General features: G+C 36.2%; 28 protein-coding genes. 2 read left to right on the top strand and 26 right to left on the bottom strand.

Annotated elements, in window-relative coordinates; translation table 11 throughout:
* The 20 genes from FJQ98_RS03010 to FJQ98_RS02915 all read right to left on the bottom strand — a co-directional run bounded on the left by FJQ98_RS03010 (nucleotide 1) and on the right by FJQ98_RS02915 (nucleotide 14,548).
* Nucleotides 1–348: a phage tail fiber protein gene (locus tag FJQ98_RS03010; protein WP_053595399.1), complete on the bottom strand. Its 348-nt coding sequence runs from the start codon at nucleotides 346–348 to the stop codon at nucleotides 1–3.
* A complete protein-coding gene (locus FJQ98_RS03005) occupies nucleotides 345–1,385 on the bottom strand; it encodes a baseplate J/gp47 family protein (RefSeq protein WP_082340144.1) in 1,041 nt (346 codons plus the stop codon). Before FJQ98_RS03005 ends, FJQ98_RS03010 begins: the two co-directional genes overlap by 4 nt.
* A gap of 1 nt (nucleotide 1,386) precedes the next feature.
* The gene (locus FJQ98_RS03000; RefSeq protein ID WP_053595398.1) at nucleotides 1,387–1,833 is read right to left on the bottom strand and encodes a DUF2634 domain-containing protein; all 447 of its coding nucleotides are present in this window, start codon (nucleotides 1,831–1,833) and stop codon (nucleotides 1,387–1,389) included.
* On the bottom strand, nucleotides 1,823–2,104 hold the full coding sequence (locus tag FJQ98_RS02995; protein WP_053595397.1) for a DUF2577 family protein: 282 nt from the start codon (nucleotides 2,102–2,104) through the stop codon (nucleotides 1,823–1,825). The genes FJQ98_RS03000 and FJQ98_RS02995 overlap by 11 nt, the downstream gene beginning before the upstream one ends.
* Nucleotides 2,105–3,085 (bottom strand): XkdQ/YqbQ family protein, encoded by a 981-nt coding sequence (locus FJQ98_RS02990; protein ID WP_143114857.1) that lies wholly within the window; start codon nucleotides 3,083–3,085, stop codon nucleotides 2,105–2,107.
* On the bottom strand, nucleotides 3,082–3,504 hold the full coding sequence (locus tag FJQ98_RS02985) for a hypothetical protein (protein ID WP_053595395.1): 423 nt from the start codon (nucleotides 3,502–3,504) through the stop codon (nucleotides 3,082–3,084). Before FJQ98_RS02985 ends, FJQ98_RS02990 begins: the two co-directional genes overlap by 4 nt.
* Nucleotides 3,505–3,518: 14 nt before the next feature.
* A complete protein-coding gene (locus FJQ98_RS02980; protein ID WP_053595394.1) occupies nucleotides 3,519–5,537 on the bottom strand; it encodes a phage tail tape measure protein in 2,019 nt (672 codons plus the stop codon).
* A gap of 209 nt (nucleotides 5,538–5,746) precedes the next feature.
* Nucleotides 5,747–6,139: a phage tail assembly chaperone gene (locus tag FJQ98_RS02975; protein ID WP_053595393.1), complete on the bottom strand. Its 393-nt coding sequence runs from the start codon at nucleotides 6,137–6,139 to the stop codon at nucleotides 5,747–5,749.
* Between the two features lie 24 nt (nucleotides 6,140–6,163).
* Nucleotides 6,164–6,598: a phage tail tube protein gene (locus FJQ98_RS02970; protein ID WP_053595392.1), complete on the bottom strand. Its 435-nt coding sequence runs from the start codon at nucleotides 6,596–6,598 to the stop codon at nucleotides 6,164–6,166.
* A 12-nt stretch (nucleotides 6,599–6,610) separates the two neighbouring features.
* Entirely contained in the window at nucleotides 6,611–7,666 is a 1,056-nt protein-coding gene (locus FJQ98_RS02965) for a phage tail sheath subtilisin-like domain-containing protein (protein ID WP_053595391.1), read from the bottom strand.
* 3 nt (nucleotides 7,667–7,669) lie between these two features.
* Nucleotides 7,670–8,143 (bottom strand): phage tail terminator family protein, encoded by a 474-nt coding sequence (locus FJQ98_RS02960; RefSeq protein WP_053595390.1) that lies wholly within the window; start codon nucleotides 8,141–8,143, stop codon nucleotides 7,670–7,672.
* On the bottom strand, nucleotides 8,140–8,568 hold the full coding sequence (locus FJQ98_RS02955; RefSeq protein WP_053595389.1) for an HK97 gp10 family phage protein: 429 nt from the start codon (nucleotides 8,566–8,568) through the stop codon (nucleotides 8,140–8,142). The genes FJQ98_RS02960 and FJQ98_RS02955 overlap by 4 nt, the downstream gene beginning before the upstream one ends.
* Nucleotides 8,565–8,894, bottom strand: a complete 330-nt coding sequence (locus tag FJQ98_RS02950; RefSeq protein ID WP_053595388.1) for a phage head closure protein — start codon at nucleotides 8,892–8,894, stop codon at nucleotides 8,565–8,567. Before FJQ98_RS02950 ends, FJQ98_RS02955 begins: the two co-directional genes overlap by 4 nt.
* A gap of 10 nt (nucleotides 8,895–8,904) precedes the next feature.
* Nucleotides 8,905–9,195: a head-tail connector protein gene (locus FJQ98_RS02945; protein ID WP_053595387.1), complete on the bottom strand. Its 291-nt coding sequence runs from the start codon at nucleotides 9,193–9,195 to the stop codon at nucleotides 8,905–8,907.
* Nucleotides 9,185–9,340: a hypothetical protein gene (locus tag FJQ98_RS02940; protein WP_158003040.1), complete on the bottom strand. Its 156-nt coding sequence runs from the start codon at nucleotides 9,338–9,340 to the stop codon at nucleotides 9,185–9,187. The genes FJQ98_RS02945 and FJQ98_RS02940 overlap by 11 nt, the downstream gene beginning before the upstream one ends.
* A 38-nt stretch (nucleotides 9,341–9,378) precedes the next feature.
* On the bottom strand, nucleotides 9,379–10,548 hold the full coding sequence (locus FJQ98_RS02935) for a phage major capsid protein (protein ID WP_053595386.1): 1,170 nt from the start codon (nucleotides 10,546–10,548) through the stop codon (nucleotides 9,379–9,381).
* A gap of 1 nt (nucleotide 10,549) precedes the next feature.
* Nucleotides 10,550–11,155 (bottom strand): HK97 family phage prohead protease, encoded by a 606-nt coding sequence (locus FJQ98_RS02930; RefSeq protein ID WP_053595385.1) that lies wholly within the window; start codon nucleotides 11,153–11,155, stop codon nucleotides 10,550–10,552.
* Complete coding sequence (locus tag FJQ98_RS02925) at nucleotides 11,145–12,398, bottom strand: phage portal protein (protein WP_053595384.1); 1,254 nt, start codon at nucleotides 12,396–12,398, stop codon at nucleotides 11,145–11,147. Before FJQ98_RS02925 ends, FJQ98_RS02930 begins: the two co-directional genes overlap by 11 nt.
* Nucleotides 12,399–12,410: 12 nt before the next feature.
* Entirely contained in the window at nucleotides 12,411–14,090 is a 1,680-nt protein-coding gene (locus tag FJQ98_RS02920; RefSeq protein WP_053595383.1) for a terminase large subunit, read from the bottom strand.
* Nucleotides 14,087–14,548: a phage terminase small subunit P27 family gene (locus tag FJQ98_RS02915; RefSeq protein WP_053595382.1), complete on the bottom strand. Its 462-nt coding sequence runs from the start codon at nucleotides 14,546–14,548 to the stop codon at nucleotides 14,087–14,089. The genes FJQ98_RS02920 and FJQ98_RS02915 overlap by 4 nt, the downstream gene beginning before the upstream one ends.
* A gap of 54 nt (nucleotides 14,549–14,602) precedes the next feature.
* Between FJQ98_RS02915 and FJQ98_RS02910 the strand changes: the two genes are divergently transcribed.
* Nucleotides 14,603–15,076, top strand: a complete 474-nt coding sequence (locus FJQ98_RS02910; RefSeq protein WP_053595381.1) for a DUF2321 domain-containing protein — start codon at nucleotides 14,603–14,605, stop codon at nucleotides 15,074–15,076.
* A 229-nt stretch (nucleotides 15,077–15,305) separates the two neighbouring features.
* Here the strand turns inward: FJQ98_RS02910 and FJQ98_RS02905 are convergent, their stop codons facing one another.
* From FJQ98_RS02905 to FJQ98_RS02890, 4 genes are all read right to left on the bottom strand, one after another.
* Entirely contained in the window at nucleotides 15,306–15,695 is a 390-nt protein-coding gene (locus tag FJQ98_RS02905; protein WP_053595380.1) for an HNH endonuclease, read from the bottom strand.
* Nucleotides 15,696–15,764: 69 nt separating this feature from the next.
* Nucleotides 15,765–16,388, bottom strand: coding sequence for a hypothetical protein (locus FJQ98_RS02900; protein WP_053595379.1), 624 nt, complete (start codon nucleotides 16,386–16,388; stop codon nucleotides 15,765–15,767).
* Between the two features lie 218 nt (nucleotides 16,389–16,606).
* Nucleotides 16,607–17,005, bottom strand: coding sequence for a hypothetical protein (locus FJQ98_RS02895; RefSeq protein WP_053595378.1), 399 nt, complete (start codon nucleotides 17,003–17,005; stop codon nucleotides 16,607–16,609).
* A gap of 352 nt (nucleotides 17,006–17,357) precedes the next feature.
* Entirely contained in the window at nucleotides 17,358–19,259 is a 1,902-nt protein-coding gene (locus tag FJQ98_RS02890; protein ID WP_241774586.1) for a DNA primase family protein, read from the bottom strand.
* Between the two features lie 133 nt (nucleotides 19,260–19,392).
* Here FJQ98_RS02890 and FJQ98_RS02885 point away from each other — a divergent pair, with 133 nt between their 5' ends.
* Complete coding sequence (locus tag FJQ98_RS02885) at nucleotides 19,393–20,196, top strand: RNA helicase (RefSeq protein WP_143114854.1); 804 nt, start codon at nucleotides 19,393–19,395, stop codon at nucleotides 20,194–20,196.
* A 68-nt stretch (nucleotides 20,197–20,264) separates the two neighbouring features.
* On the opposite strand, the gene FJQ98_RS02880 is transcribed toward FJQ98_RS02885, so the two are convergent.
* Nucleotides 20,265–20,642 carry a hypothetical protein gene (locus tag FJQ98_RS02880; protein WP_053595375.1) on the bottom strand — a complete coding sequence of 126 codons (378 nt, stop codon included), beginning with the start codon at nucleotides 20,640–20,642 and terminating at the stop codon, nucleotides 20,265–20,267.
* Between the two features lie 13 nt (nucleotides 20,643–20,655).
* Nucleotides 20,656–22,374 (bottom strand): hypothetical protein, encoded by a 1,719-nt coding sequence (locus tag FJQ98_RS02875; protein WP_053595374.1) that lies wholly within the window; start codon nucleotides 22,372–22,374, stop codon nucleotides 20,656–20,658.

Here is a 22,374-nt window from a genome sequence, read left to right as displayed (position 1 = left end):
CTACTTCAATCGGACAATTAGATAGTTTTTAGGGATCTTGTATTGGCTGGACACATCGATGTTCTTTGTAAATTCTGCTTGCGATTTAAACAGCAAATTACCTCCTGTTTTTGCGTCAAAAATGCCGATGTGTGAAATATCTCCCCAGGACTCTGCAGCAATGGGGAATAAAATATCAGCGTTATTCGATGTTTGGCCATCTGTTGGTACTGTAAAGCCTGCAGATTGACGCGAGTAGCTTGCTGCATTCACCTCTGTGTCACCGTTAAACAACGCACCATATACTGTCGCTGTCCTTAAATTGTCAGTTAGAACCTTATCTTTTAAATAGACTGTCATGTGATTCATTCATTTACACCTCCCATAAGTGCCACCGCATCATCAGGAATAACAACATTTGCTGTGGAATCATTAATGAGTAGATCCTGATAATCTAAAACACCACTACTTTCGATAACAAGCGCCCCAATCTTTGCATAACTAACGAAAGAGGATTTGAAGGCTATTTCTTTTAATTGCGTAGTAATATTCTTTTTAATATTGTTTATAACAATTTCCTCAGTGTAGCCAGGCATTAATGTTAAGGAAACTTTTAAATTAAGCTTTAGTGCAACTGCAGACATTACAAGCAAATCCTCAACACCAAATGGCATTTCTACCTCAATGTGATCCCTCACATCTTCCACTAATTCATTCGGTGCAGGTAGTTTATTCGCATCGATCACAACCACTTTCATTGATAATGGGCCGTTGTAGCGTTTAAATATTTTTGCATCTCCTGTACCTGTAACCTCTAAGGCCCATTCACGGTAATGATATTCATTTCCTGATTTACCTGGACGTTGTAACTTATCGTAATACCGTTGGCGTAAATCATCATCTGTTTCCTCGTCATATCCATCCACAACAGAATCAGGGTTGTACACATTGATTAAGCCAGGAATTGACACAGGAAAGTTTTTGATTGTATTGGCTGGCACGTTTCCTATTTGGCCAAACTCGTTACACTGTATTCGAACATGTCCTAATCCACTTTCATTAAGTGTTGCTTCCTCAATTACGGAATATAAAATTGTATCTGTGCCAACTAATTCGCCAGTCTTAACAATTGTTCCAGCTGCACCCGATACAATGACAGTCGTTGTCGCTTGTGTGGCCAACTTTCGACTTTGCCCCGTTCGTTGATATACGGTACGTGTTAATTCATCACCTGTTAACTTTTCGACATCTAATTTATCTTGTACTTCTGCAATCTTCTTTTGCTGATTTGCAAACTCTACAGCTGCAGGTTTTGTTGCATCATAAATAAATTCGCCTTTTGCCTTGTCGTACTCGTCATTAATACCTAACATCATACGATCATGAATGAGTTTTTCATCTTCCACTTTAAGCAGCCACCTCCTTTAACTGTTCATCAATATCAAATGCCCCTTCTACAGTAACGACTCTAAATTTGATCCTCATCCATTTACCATCACGCTCAAATTGCCACTCCTGGACATCCTGAATGTGTGTATGTTCCATCAATGAAGCTGTTACTTCTCGTTTAATTTCTGCCTCGACAAATGCACGTGGCAAGCTAGAACCTATTAAATCAGCAATTGTGACACCATAAGGAATATCTTTATAAATCCTGAAACGAAAGCGCTCAGTCTTTAAAACTTTTAAGATCCATTGCTTCAATGTTTCAAGACCGTGAATTGCAACCATCTTTCCGTTACGTATCACAAAATCCCCTTTATCAAAGTCATATAAAAAAGACTTACCAAGTGGCGGCAAGTCTGTTTCAATGTCCTGTGTATTAAATTCAAGTTCTGCAATCTTAGGTAACATCAAACTTCACCGCCTTATCGATTACAAAATACTGTTGTTCATCAGCTGTCGGTATTAAAATAACTTCATCACCGTTAATTAAGCCTTTGGTAACAACTGTTTCGGTAAATATAAGTTGTTCATTGTCTAAATCAATCGTATCATTTAGCTGTATTAAAGCCACAGGTGGAGGCAAAATTACTTTTCCAGTTGTCATAGATTTTGAAGTGCTTGCATTTGTACCATCTTGGCCACCTTTAATTATCAGGGCCAGTTCAGTTATTGGATCCATTTACTTCACCTCAAAACTCGGTTTCATCGTGTGAATTCCTTTACTTATCGTGTGTAATACATCTTTGATCAAAAATGTACCCTTAATGCCTGTTACTGGCTCCTCTAATTTAAATAGTCGGCCAGCTCTAAAATTATCATCGCCCATTAATTCAACTTCGTTTTCCTCGATAATTTTGGAAAACTGCTTTAATTCATTTTCAGCAATCTGTTTAGCACTTTTCTTCTCATTCTGATCTAGATTAACTACTTTAGTAATTCGACCATATTTCTCAACCATTTTATTATCCGATTTTGTTAAAACAACTTTATCATTGTTGCCTACAACCTGAATTGTGTTGGCCATGTCCACGATGCTGCGTCTTTTAGATGGATTCATAATAGCTGAATGATTGTCGTACTTTGTACCACCTTCATAAAGTTGAAATGTACCTGTTACCACTACATTACTTCGCTTTTCAATGTATAGTTTGCCCTGGCGCATTTCCATTAAATATTTCACGCCTAACGATTTTTCTGCAGTCTCTAAAATGTCTTTAATAATATCACTTACTTTTTTATCGTTATAAATTTGTGATATTGGTTTAGGAATAGATGTGATCTTACCAATTGGAATATTGAAGTCTTTTGCCAGCTTCTTAATACAGGCGTCTGCAGATAGCTTTTTAAATTGATATACAGCTGTGGATTTATTTAGATAAAAGGCATAATCAAATCCAATGTATGCAATTGGAGCAGTCCCACTCTTTACCTCGTCCACAATAATAGCACGCGTGATTTCTTTTCCATTGTTAAGCAAAACAACCATATCGCCTATGTCGCACGGATTCACTGGAAAGTAATTTGTATCATTGAAAGCAATGCTAAAATTAAGTTCATCCCCTAATTCCGCCATGTTACTACGCCAGGTTAAAGTGCCTATCATTGGTGTTATATTCGTCTTGGTACCACCCTTAATCAACCATAATTCATGAGCCATCATTTCACCTTCTTCTTATCAAGATTAATAAACTTAAATTCCGATAGACTGAGACTGTAATAAATATCACCCGAACCATCTTGTGGTCCATAATCAAAGTTTTCGATAGTCATTGCTAAATTAATTGGTGTATTTGTGATAATTAAACGAATAGGGACTCTCTTACCAATCCAAGATTCAATGATTTCAACGTATTCCCAACCTTTATAGGCTCGATTTCGAGAAAAGGGATAATGTTTTGAAGGAAAAAAGCTTTCAATCGTTAGCGACTTCAATCCCCTACGGCCAATTACTTTAATATCACCCTGGTTAATGGTTGTGAATGTTTCATTATTCATCGGGCTAGCTATTTTAAATTCAGATGGCACAATAGGAAGTTGAATAATTTGTTTGCGGTTATTGATACTTAAAAATATATCCATTTTTTTCAACCTCCCTACATATTGGCCAATCTTAATTTTAATAATGGCACCACTTCATTTACCACTTCCATTGCCGTTACACCTTTTGCATTTATATTTTCAATAACAAGTGAAATACCACCATTATTCGAAGGTGTTGCTTGTGATGTATTGCCCGATGGTGCAGGCTTTGCCACTGCAACAGATTTCGGTTGAATCATTTGATCGATGTTATCAATCGTCCCTCCTGCAGCACGGATACGAGCCGCTTGGCGTGCTGGAATTATCATTTCATCTTTATGAATATTAGCAGTCATATCACTCGCAACTTGGTTAGTCCCTACATCAAACGATGGTAAAAAGCTTGCTACTTTCGATGCCGCCCCACTTAGTGTACCGCCAATTGACGACACCCAATCAGGTAACTTAAAACTAGTAATTGCATCTTTAAAACTAACAAACTTTTCGTATAAGCCCTGGAAAAATCCGGTTACAGGTTGGATTTTAGACATCCCCCAGTCATAAATACCACCGAATACCTCCGTCACTTTACCCCACAACTCGCCTGCTTTCTCTTTAACTACATCCCAGTTACGATATAACGCGACACCTGCCGCAACTACTGCAGCAATACCAACAACTACCCAAGTGAGCGGACTGGCTAGCATAGCTGTATTCATAGCCCATTGACCTGCAGTAGCAAGACCCATAGCTGTTTTAAAACTACTAATCATTGACGTTACTGTTGTGACAACTTTCAAAGCCCCCATTCCTGCAGCTACAACGGCTACCGCTGTACTCACACCAATAAGAGTTTCTTTAATTGGCCCCCAATTTTCTCTCACCGTATTACCAAATTCAAAAGCTTTTTCAACAACGCCCTGAATTGCTGGTACAAGTTCATCAGCTTTATCCGCAACACCTTGTAAAAACTCCTGCGCTCCTGCTCCGTTTACAACGTCAGCTATTCCTACCTGCAGTTCACGCCAAGACGAAACTAGCCTATTTTTAAGGCTCCCTTCCACTTTGGCTGATGCGGAATCCGTAGCTCCTTCAAAATCCGACATAGCTTCTTTTGAACCAAGCATTGCATACATAGCCCCTGCCTCGAGGTCTTCCCATTTTGTACCGAAAAGTGATACAGCTAATTGGTTGGCAGTAACCTGGTCATCCATACCTTTCAACTCGCTTGTTACAGCACTTGCAACCTCAGCGACAGTTGCTTCACCCCTATTGAATGATTCCCAAAGATCAAATGTTGATTTACTCATGGCTGAGAATGTTTCATCTGTTGATTTCGAGCCATCTTTAACCCTGATCTGAAACTCTTTCATGACATCATTCACGTAATCTAAATTGTAAACGCCAGCTTTTGAGCCTCTTTCCATGATGCCGAAATATTCTTCCGCGCTATACCCCATATTGCCAAACAAAGATGAATACTCGGCAACATTGTCAAACATCTCATTACTAAAGTTCAAACCACGTTGGCCACCTGCTGTAAAAAGGTCAAACGCCTTTTCTGACGTGATACCGAAAGCTTCCATCATGTTGTTCGCGCCACGTGTGACTTCGTTTACGTCAGAATCAAATGTTTTTGCTAATAACATCGAATTTGAAGTAACTTTACTAATTTCCCCATTATCGATATTACTCATATTTTGTTTGACGCGAGCCAATGCATTTGTTACTTCATCGATGTTTTCTCCGTACCCTTTGCTAAATACTTCTTTTGCTGCACTACCGTATACTTCCATTTGCTCGGCTGTTGCACCAGTTTGGGCTTGCAACGTAGCAAAAGCACTATCCATATCAAAAATGGATTTTGCAACGCCTGCACCTAATGCCGCAACTCCGGCAGCACCTACTGCTCCGACACCCATCGCTACCGTTTTAAATGCCTTGGTAGCACCTTGCCCGAATCGTTGTATCTGATTTCCTACCCTGGTAACACCTCGGCCGAAATCATCTGATCGTTCACTCGCTCGTTTTAAATTGCTAGAAAAATCACGATCTTTCAACGATAAGACTGCAGATATAACCCTTTTTCCCACTTCCTCACCGCCTTTAGCAAAAGAAAAAAGCTAGAACGGTATTGTTGCAATCGCTCCAGCTTTCATACGTTTATCTCTTTCTTCCAACTCTTTATCCAAACTTGCAGTCATGAACAACTTTTCGTCATACTGCAAGTTCAACAGATAATCGAGTGTGTGACCTTTTTGTATATAGTGATGAAGAAAATAAAAATCATCATCACTATCAATTAGTTTTTTATAGCCTTAACCCCGCCTTTTTTATACCCTGCTAATTCAAATGCTATACCTGATAATTGTTCAATTTCACCAGGATCAAATATTTTCACCACAATGTCGGTTGGTAATGTAACACCATATGCTTTCTGTAATTCTGCATCTTTTAAATTTGGTTCAACCATCGTGTTATACACCATGTACGTATCTGCGTCTGTATCATTATTTTCATCGCGAGCCATTTTCATAGTATCTACGCAAAGAGATTTTTCAGGTTTACGTAAAACTACATCAACGCCTAAACGCTCTACAAGTACTTCCTCAGTAACATCATCCTTCACTTGGTACTTTTCTTTTTCCTTAATTAAATCTGTTACTGATAATCGTTTGATTGTTTTTTTAGACATTTATATTTCCTCCGATATATTTATTTAGGCACTAATTAAATCGATTAGATCGTAATCCGCAAAGGCAAATGGTAATTCTTCCGTTCCGACTGTTTTTTGTGCAAATTGCATTAACATGAATTCACTGAAAGTTACTTCTTTAATGGCCATACGTTCAGAACCGAAAGCGTCAGGATCAGCAAGCTTACCTACGATATTTACCTCGGGTACCTTACCCTTTTTAACATCGGCTGCTAATAACTTCGCACCTCGGCTATACACCTTTTTCACTTTTAAAGAACCTTCACCTGTCCAACCTGTCATTTTTTTATGAGTGGCTGGATCTTCTGCCATATTTACATCTTCGTAATCAATAGAAACTTTAGCTTCAAATTCCTCAACATCTAGCCATTTTTCATTGTTTACCCACACGCTACCATATGTGCCATTAATAACGCGATTAGACTTAAACTTTTCCATGTGTTCCCCTCCTTAAATTGTAATATCTAAATCTAAATCCTCCATCGCATCAACAATTTTGACCTTTCCGGCTAAAAATACATTGCGCTTAAAAGTTCTTTCTTTGACTTTTTGATCGTCCCAATCGGATGTATCGACACCTATTTTCTCCCATGCAGCACGCTGTTTTTTCACATTTACTTCTGCTAAGTTATCAAATTTAGGATCTAGTATTTCTTGCCCCCCTAACCCTGCATAATAAACATTTACAGACTGTATAAATAGAACCTGGTTATCGTAGCTATTGATTAATTTACCGACATAATATTTATCAAAGGTTGTACGAATATCATCTTTAATCAGGTCTTGCACTTCCATGATTCGAATTGATTTAAAGTCTTCCGTTTTTACCCCTATAAGTGTCGTTAAACTATTTACACCTCGTCCAATTTTAATAACCTCACTATCATTGATAAGAATAAGTTCACCATTATCAACAGCTTCGTCAGGATCTTCTATTTCTGTAATAGCATCGATTTCGTTCAACTCGTAATAAGTAGATGATCGAGTAAATGGCAACCCCGCTAAAATGCCTGCAATACGACATGTGTATTCAGCTGTCGTGTACTCTTTTTCACCCACTCTAATTCCGCCTGTTGTGAAGTTAATAATCCCTTCATGATCCGCCTTACAGTTAGGTAGTACAGCTTTAACAGTCTTTTTCTGGCCACGTTTGGATTTGATCCAAGAAGCTGTGGTTATTGTTTCCTTATCTCCAATACTTGGTATAGCCAAGTAATTAAAGCGTTTATTATTTAACCGTATCAATGCATCAGTGTAATCGGCTGCAGTTGATGGCAAACGTTCAATAATTACTTTGCCAGGTGTACCCTTAAACGTTAATTGAATATAATCTAAGTTTGTTGGAGACCATCCATCTGTTGGCACATCCTCAATGTTTTTATAAATCACTGTATCAGCTGTTTGCACATCATCTTTTAAAATTAAAGCTACAATTCCTAGCTGACTACGTTTGATAACATTCTCAGCTTTACCTATAAACTCAATATTAATTTGCGGTAGGCCCATTATTTAATCCCCTTCCTCATCATCCAATTCGCCCATAAGCTCAATTGGATGTTTTTCATACCAATCTTTACCGTTGTTAATTTCATCCTCGATGTTGATTCCTGACTCACGTCCATCAAAGAATTGAAGATCAAATTCAAACTGCAGCACGCCATCTATTTCATCAAAATTCGGTTCGTTTATACCTAAATGGCGATCCTCAACAGTGAATTTCAAGTCGAATAAATCGCCTAACTTTTCTTGAACATCTAACAATTCAACGGAGTTATCAATTTCATCTGCAGGGAAATAAAAAATGCGAACCGTACAAGACTTTTCAACTTGTGTTAAATAGCCCTCTCGCCTCACATTATCTAATTCCACTTTGAATGATGGCCTAGTAAAGCCCTCGTTCGCTGATTTACTTGAAACATCTATATCAAAATTCGATAGCAATTTCTTATTAATTGTCGTTTTAATTTGTTTAAAAGTAATCATAGTTTCGCCTTCTTCAACAGGTCATCAAGCCATTTTACTGTTTCAATTTCTACATCACCTGAGGCTTCAAATTCTCTCATGCCCTTGTCCAATGGTTTTTTACCTGGCACAAAATCACCTGTTTTATTGCCTTCGTGGTCTACCATCCAGTGGCCATCCTCCACCAAGTGTGCGTGAGGTGATGAATTATAAACACGTACAACTAATTCGCCGTGATAACCGACAAAGACTTTACCACGTTTCCACTTTTTGTGGTATGTTCCTGTCTTCTTTTTTACAAGACTGCGAGATTTTTTAGCCACAGTTGTTCTTGCTTTTGAGCCAATTTTACGCATCAATTTTGGGGCCTCATTTGGAAGACTTTTTGTTGCTGTATTATATAAATCTCTTTGAAAGTCAGTTAAACCGTTCATTTGAATGCTCACTTCAACACCTCCTGGACAAAGATTTCAAGCGTCTCATTCTTAAAATAAGGATTAAGAATATATTTGATTTCAAACTCATGACCCTTATAACCAATACGCATATCCTTTGTAATGTCTTTACTAGCGTTGTAACGAACAATGATTTTATGCGTGACATTCGTTAGTACTGTGTCAGCAACTTGTTTTTGTAGCGAGCCTGTTTGTGGAATGATCGCCGCCCATATTTTTTTAACAGGTAGAAATTTATAAATTGTTTCTTCTAATTCATTTTTTGCCTTTTGATTAGTGAAAATTTCAATTCTGTGTCTTAAATCTCCAGGATTCATAATGCTCACCTCAAAGTAAATTAATAGAGTGCATATCTAAAATAGATTGAACAACTTTATTTACATTGTTATCTTTCACTGTAAAGATACGGTTTTCATACATTTCATTCGCAAGCACAAATACAGCTATAGAAACATCTTCTTTTGTATCTAGTTGTTCATCCGATAACCCTGTATAGCCTTTTATATAAGCCTTTACAGCGGATAGAATAAGTGTAAAAGTTGAAAGGACTTCTGTATCCGTTTCATCTTCTCTCGCATATTTAGCCAGCTCACCTGGCGTAATTTCACTAACCTGCATCAGTTTTCACCTGCTTTTTTGTAACAACTTCCTCTACGTGGCCAGCCTGTAACAAGTCCTCTGCAGCTTCTTTAGACAACACTTTAACTTCATCTTTAGACATTGTGACGCTACCCGAAAAGCTTACAAGTGCTTTTACTTTCATCCTGTCACCTCCAATAAAAGAAGCGTAGAGTTTAGCCCCTACGCTGATTTCATAACTAATTTAGAGATTTTTTGTTCATTTTCAATCTTTGAATCAATTTCAATCCAACCAACAACACCAATTGCGTGTTGAGTAGCATACTTTTCGCGTAGAATTTCAATCGAAACATTCTCAGAAAGTTTTACTGCAAGGCCCGACATATCACCATAGTAAATTGCTGTTTTCCCTGCTTCCATTCCGGACATATTATCCGATGTATAAACATCTTTACCTAGTAAAGTATATCCCCAACGAGCTGTAGCATCTTTGTTTAATAGGTAGTTGCCTTGTCCATCTTTCAATTTTCGAATAGCTTTACGTGTAGTTTTATTCATAATCCAAATAGCATTGCCCTGGAAAGCGTCAGGTACTTCTTCTTGAACATCAATTAATTCATCTGCTGTTAATACTGTTGCGGCTGCTGCAGTTACAGATTGCTTAACCGTTGATAGGCCTGTAATTTTATTTTGTGTCCCATTTAATAATTGGTTTTCAATCCATTTTGCGATTGATTCAGCCATTTTCCCCACAACAAATGAAACAAGATCAAATTGAGAATTATTAACGAGTGACTTAGACACTTTACTTAATGCACCTGCTAAGAAACCTTTTAACTCAATTGATGTGAATTTTCCACTTGTAGATTCTAATTCCACAAATTCATCTGCATAAGCCATTTCAATTGTTCCTGCAGATTCATCATAATAAGGAATACTTAATGAACCACCGATATTATAGCGAGTTGCTAATTGATAAATCGGTGAAATATCATATACCTTTTGAATGATTTTGTTTGCAATACTGGAAGGAATTACGGCACCGTTTGCCCCTACAGTTAAATTAACATCTGCTCGTTCCTCCACTACCCCACGAATGTAATTTTCAAAAGCACGCGTTTCAGATTCTTCTAGAGTACGTTTTTCAGCTTGTTTAGCAGGTTCTTTTTTATCTAAAGAACGTGCTTCATCCAATGCAGCGATTGTTTTATCAAGCCCAGCGATTTCTTTTTTGACTTCATCAAAACGAGTTGATTCTTGGTCAGTTAGTGCGCGTGTTTCTTCTTTGGCACCCTTTAGTAAATTGTCCATTTCATCTAATAAGTTGTTGCGCTGCTCAACTAGTGATGGCATAGATCGCGTTTCAATAAATTTCTTAATACCTTTTTTCATGTTAGTTTCCACCTTTCAATTTTAAAAGCTCAATTTCTTTTTCATACAATGAGTAATCAATATCTTTTTTAGAACGTGTTTCTTCTGAGCGATTTTCAATTTCGGCTTTAAAATCTGCACCGCGAGTTTCAGAAATTGCTTGTTCCTCTCCGCGTGCTTCAATTGAAGTAGCAACATAAGCTGGCGTTTTATCTAAAATAGACACCTCTAATAGTTCGATGTCCTCTAATGTGCGTTTCTGAATGCCGTCTTCTCCGTCTTCCCATGATGGTTTGTTATCGACAAAGCCAAATGACCACCCTTTCAGCTTGCCGTCTTTCGCCTTTTGAATAATATCTTCATCAGATACATGAGCAATAGCACGTAAACCGATGTTATCCTCATAGAGTCGCAAATTGCCCTCTTGTAATGACCCAAGCTTACGGTTTTTGTCGTGATTGAATAATAAATCCACATTTTCAGCCTTATCCAAAGCTCTTTCGAACGTTTTGGCACGAATTTTTTCTTTAAATCGTCCTCTTGGTGAAGGTAAAACACGACTTTCACGCTCTACAGCATTTACATAGCCATCTAGCAACACTTGATTTTCTCTAATTTCAATCCTCAACTTCTTCACCTCCCTTCTCGGATACTTGGCCACCATCTGAAATATCAGCTGTTTTATTCGTGTTTGGTGTGTAAATCGTCCGTGTTTTTGGATCATACAAGACATCTTGCAAGCCTAACTTAATGAAATCTAACCCCAGCGGCGGCAGATCTTCTGAATAACGAACTTCATCTACTTGCATCCAACCATTTTTAACAGCAATTTCATAAGCTTTAAAACGTTTTTCAATATCACCTTTAACAAGCTCTTTCATATCGAAAGCAAAATAAAAAGACTGCTCTTTTTCCGATGGAAGAAGCAAGTCCTTGTTCAATGCCGTTTCAATTGCTCGAATAATCGGCAGTATGCAATTTTTAATAAAGTTTGTATGCACTTCTTCATTGGCTGATCCATCCAAAATGCTATCAGGTACTTTGAAAAGTTTATTTATTTCGCTTGAATTGGTCTTTTTGTTTTCATTCAGCTGCATTTCAACCGATGTGCTCGACGCCTCTTTGAAATCTAAGCCATTATTTAATACAACAATATTCTCTGTATTGTTCTTGTATAAATTGTTCCAGGCTGTTTTTAATTCCGTAATTGCATCCTTTGACAATCGGCCCAATGACTTTAAGAAACCTTTTTTATTACCGCCAGTCCTAACAAGCGAATCCTCATAAACTAGCGTATTGTACGCTACAGATAAAATTTTATTGTGATCCTTAATGATGCCATTACCTGTTACACCGTCTTTTGAATTTCGAGCGATCTTTATAAATTCAAATTCACGATAATTCACTCCATTAACGGAAATATCATAGCTTTTAAATATCGGATCAATACCAACTAGCACCGATACATTTCGATTTTCTACATAGTGAAGACTTTCGACATTGTTTCTTCTTCGGTTGATATATGCATACCCTGCACCCTCCAACAAGTAATCAGTTACTAGGGCCTTTTTAAATTGGAAGCCATCTAGCGTGTCGTGTGTCTCGTCATTAAGCAAAATAATTCGTCTATCTTCTTCCATTTCATCAACTTTACCGCTGGTTTCTTTGTGCAATTTGATAGGTAAAGTTGCAATAATGTCCGAAATCAAATCTACACAGGTGCCAACACTAGGTATACTTAGCGCTTCTTCCTTTGTTAAAACTGCACTTGTTAAACCTGCTTGCAGCAACAATTCATCCATTCCACTTTCACGAAACTCCTGAATACATCTATAATCACGCCATTCACGCCACTCTTTTATTAATCCCACAATCTCACCTCCTTATATGACTTGTGCGCCCCAATCAGAATCAGGATTAAAGATGACATCATGCTGCAGTAAATAGATCGCGTTGATTAGACTAACAACCATATCGACCTTACCAGTTGATTTTTTCTTATTAACGTAGATATTTTTGTTCGTGTCCTCAGTGACTTTTGCATTTTGAAAGTTTTCTTCTAGCAATTCATTTTCGGTATAGTGAAATTCTTTGTTCATAATCTTTTCTCTTAATAGCTTTGTAGCTGGATGTAACACGCTTGAATGCTGTTTTACTTCCACAGTAACTAGACCTTCCTTTTCTAGTTTTTGAGCAGTAGAAAGGCAGTTATAACGGTCATACGCTACGCCCATTACAATCACGTTGAATTTTTCTTCTACTTCCAAAATCATTTGTTCAATAAAACCATAATCAACAGTCATATCACCACAAGAAAAACATTTTCCTGTCTTAATGTGATCGTAGTAATTAATCTTTTCAACACGGTTTTTATCAGGGATACGCTCAGTTGGTACAAACGCGTAGGAATCCGAATAAATTTGCATGTCTTCCTCTGTCACCATCGAGAATGAACAGTTATCATTCGTCATGGCCAAGTCTAAACCTAGCCATACTTGACGGCCTGACCAATCAAAATTATCCATTTTACATTTCCGCAAGTCTTCAACATTTACATACGCTTCACCACTATTAGAAGGTAAAAAGTGATTCATGTGTTTACATAGGTATTCTTCGCGTTCTGAGGGCTTTTCTATGGCTGATTTACGGCTGTCTCGTATCTCGTTATAGTTTTCCTCAACTCTCAATGGATTCGCTTGTAATAGCCCTGTATCGTCCCATAAATGCTCGTCCTCAGCGTAATAAAGCAGTGCAAACATGCGATCATCTTCAATAAATCCATTAAAGACTTTCTTTGCATACGCCAATTCTTCCAGCATGATCGATTTATCCTCAGCGTAGGCTGTTGTTAATTTAAAGCGTAATGGATTTTTAACGTTTAATTGCCCTGATTTCATGGCGTTTATATTCTTGTAATCCTTAAATGCGCCCACTTCATCAGCAATAAAAGCAGATGGCCGGATTGAGTTGTTTCTATTCGCCTCTGCAGTACGTGCCTGGTAAAAACTATTCGTTAATGTGCAAACGATACGGCCACTCAATGTTTTGGGAATCACAAAGTATTTAGCTATGTTAGGGCTAGCCATGATAATTTGTGTCATAGCCTTTTTAACTTCACCTGCAAGCTCACGATCCAAACAAATAGAATAAAACTCCGAATAATCATCCTCTGTAAGCATTAAGATGATGATGATTAAAGCACAAATGAACGTCTTTGCATTCTTACGAGGAATGAACAACGTAATATCACGATACCTAAACTTTTCTTTATCGTTTTTAAAACGCCAACCGAATATATTGACAAGAAAAAAAGCCTGGAATCCTTCCAAGCCTTCTAAAATAGTTTTCCCTGCAACTCCTAAACCTGTTGCAAAATGAAGTAATTCCAATAGTCCATCGATCTTTTCTATTTCTTCCGTGTCGAAATAGTAATCAAAATCATCCTCATACTGCTTTTCTAAGTCTTTTAAAAACCAATTACATTGAATAATGACCTCTTTTGTTGTAATCTCCTTACCTTTTACAACTCTTTCAGCGTATTTTACCGCCTTTTCAAATATCATTTTTTACCACCACTCAATACTTTTAACAGTGGATCATCTTCTTCCACTCGAACTTGGAAATTAATATTACCTAGCTTTGCTCGGCTTTGTGGTGACAGGCTTAATTCATTACAGCAACGGAAAAACTCTTTTGAATACTTATCTTTAGCACTCAATAAGTTTCGATCTAAAAGCCGTTCAATATCCTTGTTAATGATTCGCTCAATTTGTTGTACTCGGTCAATGGCTACCGCACAGGTGCTTAAAATATAAATATCAAGGTTCCCTAGAATCCCACTCGCTTGTAATTCCTTCACAATGAAATTGAAAATTTTCTTTTGCCTTGCATTCAAATGAGTAGGAGGCAAGATTTCATCGGCAGCACCCTTTAATTTTTCTTCTGTTTGAGTACGAACAGCGATTTCTTCTTTCGTTAGATTCTTACTCATTGTTTTGACACTTTTAGACGGTCTAGCCAATTTCCTCACCTCCTTAAAATATTTGATATAATCACCTAAAAGGAGGTGATATAAATGAGTGGATACTATGATAATGCTACAATTTGTTTAAATGGTCATGTTTCTTCAAGTCGTTCATCTAACTATACAAAGCATTGTAAGACTTGCGGTGAAACTACAATTTCAAATTGTGAATCTTGTAACGCTTCAATTCAGGGTAAATATATTGTCCCTGGTGTCCTAGATTTAGCCAGTAAATATAAGAGACCCGCATATTGTCATAATTGCGGCTTGCAATATCCATGGACCTCAAGGGTAATAGAAAATGCTATTGAGTTACTTGCTCTTGATGAAGATTTACCCGATGACCATAAAGAAACTATTAAATTAGCTTTACCTGATTTATTAGTTGAAAAACCTTCTACACCAGTAGCTATCGCAAAATATAAGAAATATATTGATAAAACCCAATCATACATAAAAGATGGGCTTAAAAATATTCTTGTAGATGTAGTTAGTGAAACTGTAAAGAAATCTATTTGGGGTTAGGATTACCGCAATAAAGACAATAATTATCTTTTACTAAAATAATTTCATTACACCGAATACACTGTTTATGATTGCCGTCATTTAACTTAAAGTATTCGGTATATTTTTTTTGAAAATAGTAAAATAATTTTGATACCCAAAACATCAATTCGACCTCCTTAAAAATTTTCATTTAGGGAATTTTTTTTGAATAAATGGGGGCAGTCGGTGTACCGTAATTTCGATATTTTTAATCCAAAACCCCGGGGGTACTCTCACGAATTATATTTTTTAATTTATCTTTTGTTATTAAACCTTTCTCGGCAAGCTCATGATGATAACGACAAAGAGAGATTAGGTTGTCATCATCCAGTCTCTTATCCCATGCATCTGCTATAGGTTCTATATGATGTACCTCTAAGTCTATGAAGTTATATTGTATCTGTGTATTGTGTAGGTTACGTAAGCACACCTGGCATAGATGTTTGTCACGGTCAGCTATGTATGCACGCTTACTCTTCCATGCTCTGGACCACCTGAATCTATCAATGTATGTAGTCTTCTTTGTAGCTGCTGGCTTAGATGGACACCGTTGCCCATGCTTATGTATGCCACCACAATATGCACAACTCTTTAGCATCGTGTCACACCCTTTCATATGCATAATAAAAAGCCTACATCTGAATAGACGTAGACCTTTTATTCATAATTATAGCGATTGCCACCATTCTCCTACATTTTCGCTTTTTCTTTGTTCTTGTAAATATTTAATTCGGTTATTAATAGATTGTGCTTGTTCAATTAATTTAATATACTCATTATTAATTTTATAAAGTTCTTCTGTAAAAGTAATACCGTAAGCATATTTTAATCTACGTTGACCATCATAATTCCAGCCTCCGGAATAATCTCTTGTATATATAGCAGAAGCATCTACAATCTTGTATTTGATTAAAATTTTCCCTAGTTCACCTAACATTATTCTTATTGCATTTTCCTGTTTTTCTAGCAATCTATTGTTTTGCGGGTAATACAGTGAACTATCTTCTTTTTCATGCCACCAAATATTTTCTTTTTCCATATATTCACTGACAAGTTCGGAGCTTCTTTCTATGAGTTTTTCTATTTCTCTTTTAAGTTCCTTGGCTTTTTCATCACCCAATGCAGCAAATTTTTCTCCATCTTTTTTTACAGTGGATAAAGTTGTTTCGTCAAACCACCTGATTGTAAATTTCGTAAGCTCGTCGAGAAAACACTCTTTTTTTATTTCCATATCTCCTATTAATTTTGCCTTCTCATTTACTTTCTGTGCAATTTGTAGATCATAATCCATATCTCGCCACTCCCTATAAAATATTTGTTAAATTCACAATAACACAAACATTCGTTCTAAGGGAATATTATACATTAAATATTTACAAAATAACAAAAGACCGTACTACTTGTAAGGCAATTTTGTTAACGCATTTCCGTGCGCTTTTTGATACTACTATCATATAACGGATTTTCAATAGATTCAGCCACTACATGGTAAGGTACTATTTTAATACATTACTTAGATGATACTTTTTCAGCATATTGCATCATACGCATAATGTTAGCGTGTTTCATCTTAATATAGTTTGTGCTGTAATTTAATTCACTAGCAATTGTTTCAAGTGTCTTACCTTCCACATGCTTACGATAAAGTATTTTATATTCAAGCCCTTCGAATGTGCTAATAAGGTTTTTCAAATCATAAAGATCATTTAATTTATGAGCCAATTCATATTCGATTGCTTCGATTTTTACTTCTACATTTGCACCCAATGATTCAGCTTCTAGCTTGTACTTACCTAAATCATTTACATTTTCCCAACGTGATAATTCACGCTTTGTTTTATCGAGATTGTATTCAAGGTAAGTAATTTGTTCTTCAAGCTTTCGATAATCCTTCAACCATTCGTACATGTGCAGCACCTACCTTATTAATTTGGTTACAAATATAGATACAAGCAGTTACAGGATGTTTGTAACCCTAAAAACATTGATATATCAACGCTTCAAACTCTCTGGTTACAGATATACAGATTTTTAAGCGTTTTTTCTTTATATATTTTTCTATTTCTTTCTTTTTTTCTTTTATTTATTTTTTATATACTTATATCTATTATTTATCTGTAACAAAAAAATAAATATATATATAAATATATATATATTAAGGGTTTGTAGAGGTTACAGATGTATTTTTTTATCTGTAACCATTCTTCATATGAATATCATTCTAAACCCTTGATAAAATAGGCTTTTAAGATGGTTACAGTTATATACCTTCATCTGTTGCCTCATCCGTAACCTTTTTATAAACTCGTACGGAATTGCCCATAACTTTTACAACCCTTGATTCCCAACCTTCCTTCTTCATACGACGACCGAACTCGGTACTTCCAGCGGGTTTATGCCCCTCATCTTCACAGTAAGCCACGTACATTGCGTAGACATCCCTGGTTCTTTTATCTTCAATTTCATCACTATAATAATGCAAGAATGAAAGAGCACTATCGGATTGAATAAAGTATTCAATGGTTTGCTGTTCAATTGTGGCTGAATCAGATAGTTTGTTTCCGTTCTGGCGTATTCTCTTAATTCCTTCGAGTGCTAGCTTTAATATGTAAGACTTAGCTGTATCACTCGAAAGTTTTTCATCTAAATTTTCATCAATAACTTTAACCTCAGCATCACAAGGAATCACAACTAAACGCCGACCAATACCACCCGATTTATCTTTGAATTGTGGCATTTTGTTACATGTAAAAATAAGTGTTGCCTTTGAACGTATGGTAATTGGGCTTGAATAGATTGGTCGCAACATAACTGGATCACCAGATGCAAGTGTTTTGAAATTGGCCGACTTGTCCAGGTATGAAGCATCAATATCATCGGCGATGTTCATTAATTTACCGGACATGCCGTATACGGCTGTATCATCATCAAATTTATCTAAAGGCACGTTTGTCTCAAGACCGTTGGTAAATGCAGTTAACATTTTTAATAACGTTGACTTACCATTGTTCCCTTTTTCCGACTTGTAAAAGAATACTTTGTGTGGAAAGCCTTTGGTCATTAAAATATGGCCAAACATTTCTTCAATCACGTATCTTAAATCTTTTCGATTACAAGTGAAGAAATCTAAGAAAGCATCAACATGTTCGTCATAAGCTTCTTCATCGTATTGAACATCTAAATAATACGGTGTAAAGCCTGCATCGATTATTATTGGATCACCATCATCGATAATCACACCGTTAGGCAGCTGAATAACAAAATCGTTATCCTCTACAACATTAGATTTAATTTTAAATAGTTCAAGTAGCTGCTTATGTTGAGCTGGCTTTAATTTAATATTCTTGTCTATTTCACGCAGTAGTTTGTTGGAATCGCTAATGTAACGGTCCAGCTGCTTAAAATAAATTTGATTGTTGTAATAATGAAGATCCAAACGTTTAGCCAATACTTCACTAGTCATGACCATGTCTTTTGGATTTAGCCATTGTTGTGAACTAGGTGCTGGCTTTTTATCTAACACTGACTTGATAGTATTATTAAGCTCGTCATCGTCCATTGCTTCAGCAAATACTTTGGTATTGATAAAGGTTGCAAGTACCTGCAGCGTTTCGTTGTCGATCATATCGGTGCCATACTGTTCTAGCGTTGTGAGCAAATGACTATATATTGCACTATTGCGCCCTTGCCCTTCTTTAATGCCTAGTAAATTATGTTTTAATTTAGAAGGATACAAGAGCAAAGGAAGCTCTGGTAATGTACTCACATCTTCAAGATAATGAGCATTTTCCATTGGTCGAAGTTTGCCATTTTGCTTAATCGTAGCTTGTGAGCGCGTGCCTGTTTTATAATCGACCTTTAATCCGGCCACCGTTGTTTTATCTGTATAGTTTTTGATTGGTGTGGTCATTCCCTCAGCCTTTGGACGTTTATACCAAAGGTGAAACCCTCGATTTGTTTCAACACGTAATGATGGATATACAGAATAGATATATTCAGCTGCATCTGAGCGTGTATCAAAATCCACAACCACTATATCTTTTGTTAATATGACACCAGCACCTTTATAATTTTTGTGGTCCGTAGAAAATATGTCGAATGAGTGTTTCGGCTTCTTTTCTTCTAGCTCGATATAGCGCAATGGCTTTATTGTAGACTTCAAACCGTAGCACCTCCTTTCTTTTCCATTTAAAACTTTCATTTAAGTTACAACTCTATTAAAATAAATTTATTACAATATTTTTTAGAGGTGAAATAGATTGGAAAAAAATCCAGAATTACAATGTGGACTTATTATGCCTATTGCTCCTATGTTCGACTATACTGCGGAACATTGGTTAGAAGTTAAAAGCATCATTACACAAGCAGTATCACAAGTTGCTGATTTTAAATTTAAAACAGATATTGTAAGCAACTCTGATGGAGAAATTGACGTTATTCATAAACGTATTGTCCAGAACCTTTACAATGCAGATATTGTTATTTGTGATATAAGTGGCAGAAATCCTAATGTACTTTTCGAATTAGGTATGAGACTAACATTTGATAAGCCCACAATTATTATAAAAGATGATAAAACTGATTTTATTTTCGATACTGGCCTCATTGAACATTTAACTTACCCAAGAGATTTACGATTTAATCGAATTGTAAAATTTCAGGCTGAGTTAGCTAATGCAGTTATTCAAACTTATAAAAAGTCTAAAAATGATCCGACTTACTCTACATTCCTAGGGAATTTTGGGGAATTCAAAGTACCAGCATTAAATCAAACACCTGTTTCTGATGTACAACAGTTAATACTAGATGAGATTTCAAGTATTCGACGAGAAGTGAATAGCTTGAAAACGAATTCTCCCAAACGAGTTTCTAATGATGACAAACATCTAAAAATGAAAATGAGAGAAGCAGTACAAATCTACGCTGATTTTAATGACTTAGATGATGAGCCAATAGAGATTATAAGTAGACGTTCATTCAACGAACATCTTAACAATTTCGGAATAGTACCAACCATTGAAAATATGGAATATATTTTAAACTTAATAACTAATTACAAGGAATCTATTATTAAAAACACAAGAGTTAATAATTATTAATTAAACAGGGCAATTCACAGGACTTTTGAAGCCCTTCGAATTGCTCTTTCTATTTAAGAAATCACTCTCTACGCCTCATGCTCCGTTTCAAGATCATCAATACTCATTTGTTGAGGTTGTATTAATAAAGAAATATTCGTACCAGCTGCAGGATAAATAGCGTTTACTCGGTCTACATCCTCTGTTGCTACATTAAATTTGAGCACAGTCTTTTTATTGTCACGTTGTAAGTTCACAAATTCAGCTTGAATCGGCTCATAGGGCCCCTCATCATCAGAAATTGTTAAAATGGTCATTTTACCTGTTAATCTTAATAAATCAGCAGCATGTTTCGTTTCATCTGTTAAGATATGAAACATTAAAACTTCTTTTTTATCGTCCTTTTGCATTTTCTTAAAAAGCACATTAATTTGAATGTCTTTTGTTTGTACTGTTTCTGTTGTCATTTGAAACACGCTCCTATACAAATAATTGTTTTTGAATCATTTTTACGTACCAATTCAAATCGATTTTTCGTTTCTCAAAATCCTTCAAATCACCATTCCACACAATAACTTGCTCTGGACTATTAGAAACCTTTTGGTATTTTTCATCACGCACTTTATAAGCACCACCACGCTTTGGGTCATTCGTTGCAAAGATCCTAATTACTTTCTGCAGCTGTTTCATTTTCATTTGGCCATCCTCAAATACCTCACAAGTCAAACCCTCGAATTTCCCTTGTTTAGCCACCAATTGAAAAGCAGATAAATCTTTCTTAAACATATTAATGACCGTTTTTTGAATGGGTATATCATGCATGTAGTAATTGACCAGGGCTGTATCGATAATTGATAAGCTATTCCGTTCCCAGGTACCACCTTCAAAGTTTTTCATGATTCCTTTTGCTACGATTTTCCCATCAGAATAGCGTACACAATAATTATTGGCATCACGTTGAGCGATTTTATTAATCTCGTTTACTTTGAAAGTTATTTCATAGTGTTTACTAAATCGATTAATGATCTCATCGATAATCGGTCGGAATGACTTGTCCTCATATTTAACAATTAAGCCGTCTGTATTTGATTGAATGAGCTCTATGAAAGGCTCTAATAATACAATCAAATGCGTAAGAATTAATTGGCCATTTACTACGATATTGTTAAATTGTTGCGGATCAAATAGCGCATTGAACTCTGACTTGCAAGCACCAACTGCAGCATTAAGTAATATCTTATATATTTCCTCTTTTGATTCCCCTGCAGCTTGATACTTTAATCGTTCCTGGTATATCTTTTCGTATCTTTCAGGCATCTTTGCAGCTCTACTTATAAAGCCGTTATTGATCTTTAACGTTGGAAAATAAGACTTCGCATCGATGTGAAGAAAATGCCCTTCTCCTAAATAATTTTCTTTAGCTGCATGCAAACCACCGAAGCCATACGTATGAATTAATCCAGCAAGCTTGTATTCAAATTGTCGTTTCTCTAAATCCGTTACGGATCCACCTTCTAAATAGGACATATGGATATTGTTATAAAAATCTACAACCGATTTTGGCAATTCATTTATTTTTAGTCGCTTGTCATAGCTGAGCTTTAATCGATCTCGCTTATGGCTCTTAATTTTGAATGCTTTCAATACTGAAGATGCTAAATTTGCACGTGTCTTTTTCACATCAGATGGATGTAATTTGAAAGTCTCAATAATTTCAAATTTAGAGGTGAAATAATCTTCACGTTTTTGAAAAGCTTCTCCGGTTGCTCTTACATCGTTTTCACAGTAATTAAAAACCGTTTCAACTTCCTCTGGTGACAATGCTTCTTGTTGGAAATCTACTGGTGTTTCAATTATGTTCATACCTAAGTTGGCCATTGCTTCTTTTAATGAAAGTCCTTTATTTATAAGCTCTTGCTTCACGTCCAGGGTAAGAAAACCACAACTTACTTTCCGTCTAAAAGTACTGTCTATAATTTGTTTACTAATTTCATAAGGATTCTGGTCCGTTAATATCGCCCATAAAATGATGTCGTCATAGTGATAGTTATTGAAGCCAACAAGAATATCTTTTGAAGAAAGAGCGCTTTGTAGGCGCTCTTTATCGTTGTGTATGCGTATGATTCTATTGTTGGCCAGATTTAGGATGACGCACATCCAATCGTTAGGGAAAACCTCAAAATCATACACTTTGAACAT

This window comes from Lysinibacillus agricola (genome assembly GCF_016638705.1).
Taxonomy (GTDB): domain Bacteria; phylum Bacillota; class Bacilli; order Bacillales_A; family Planococcaceae; genus Lysinibacillus; species Lysinibacillus agricola.
The sequence above is the reverse complement of the archived record's forward strand: the minus strand, read 5'-3'. Positions and strand labels throughout refer to the sequence as shown.

Coding starts and splice junctions, on each gene's coding strand:
- FJQ98_RS02985 (WP_053595395.1), bottom strand. CDS start 3,504: ATGGATATATTTTTAAGTATCAATAACCGCAAACAAATTATTCAACTT.
- FJQ98_RS02895 (WP_053595378.1), bottom strand. CDS start 17,005: ATGTACGAATGGTTGAAGGATTATCGAAAGCTTGAAGAACAAATTACT.
- FJQ98_RS02875 (WP_053595374.1), bottom strand. CDS start 22,374: ATGTTCAAAGTGTATGATTTTGAGGTTTTCCCTAACGATTGGATGTGC.
- FJQ98_RS02970 (WP_053595392.1), bottom strand. CDS start 6,598: ATGGAAAAGTTTAAGTCTAATCGCGTTATTAATGGCACATATGGTAGC.
- FJQ98_RS02920 (WP_053595383.1), bottom strand. CDS start 14,090: ATGATATTTGAAAAGGCGGTAAAATACGCTGAAAGAGTTGTAAAAGGT.
- FJQ98_RS02995 (WP_053595397.1), bottom strand. CDS start 2,104: ATGGATCCAATAACTGAACTGGCCCTGATAATTAAAGGTGGCCAAGAT.
- FJQ98_RS03000 (WP_053595398.1), bottom strand. CDS start 1,833: ATGTTACCTAAGATTGCAGAACTTGAATTTAATACACAGGACATTGAA.
- FJQ98_RS02950 (WP_053595388.1), bottom strand. CDS start 8,894: ATGAATCCTGGAGATTTAAGACACAGAATTGAAATTTTCACTAATCAA.
- FJQ98_RS02965 (WP_053595391.1), bottom strand. CDS start 7,666: ATGGGCCTACCGCAAATTAATATTGAGTTTATAGGTAAAGCTGAGAAT.
- FJQ98_RS02935 (WP_053595386.1), bottom strand. CDS start 10,548: ATGAAAAAAGGTATTAAGAAATTTATTGAAACGCGATCTATGCCATCA.
- FJQ98_RS03010 (WP_053595399.1), bottom strand. CDS start 348: ATGAATCACATGACAGTCTATTTAAAAGATAAGGTTCTAACTGACAAT.
- FJQ98_RS02975 (WP_053595393.1), bottom strand. CDS start 6,139: ATGTCTAAAAAAACAATCAAACGATTATCAGTAACAGATTTAATTAAG.
- FJQ98_RS02910 (WP_053595381.1), top strand. CDS start 14,603: ATGAGTGGATACTATGATAATGCTACAATTTGTTTAAATGGTCATGTT.
- FJQ98_RS02960 (WP_053595390.1), bottom strand. CDS start 8,143: ATGATTACTTTTAAACAAATTAAAACGACAATTAATAAGAAATTGCTA.
- FJQ98_RS02900 (WP_053595379.1), bottom strand. CDS start 16,388: ATGGATTATGATCTACAAATTGCACAGAAAGTAAATGAGAAGGCAAAA.
- FJQ98_RS02990 (WP_143114857.1), bottom strand. CDS start 3,085: ATGATGGCTCATGAATTATGGTTGATTAAGGGTGGTACCAAGACGAAT.
- FJQ98_RS02940 (WP_158003040.1), bottom strand. CDS start 9,340: ATGAAAGTAAAAGCACTTGTAAGCTTTTCGGGTAGCGTCACAATGTCT.
- FJQ98_RS02885 (WP_143114854.1), top strand. CDS start 19,393: ATGCCTATTGCTCCTATGTTCGACTATACTGCGGAACATTGGTTAGAA.
- FJQ98_RS02905 (WP_053595380.1), bottom strand. CDS start 15,695: ATGCTAAAGAGTTGTGCATATTGTGGTGGCATACATAAGCATGGGCAA.
- FJQ98_RS02945 (WP_053595387.1), bottom strand. CDS start 9,195: ATGCAGGTTAGTGAAATTACGCCAGGTGAGCTGGCTAAATATGCGAGA.
- FJQ98_RS02880 (WP_053595375.1), bottom strand. CDS start 20,642: ATGACAACAGAAACAGTACAAACAAAAGACATTCAAATTAATGTGCTT.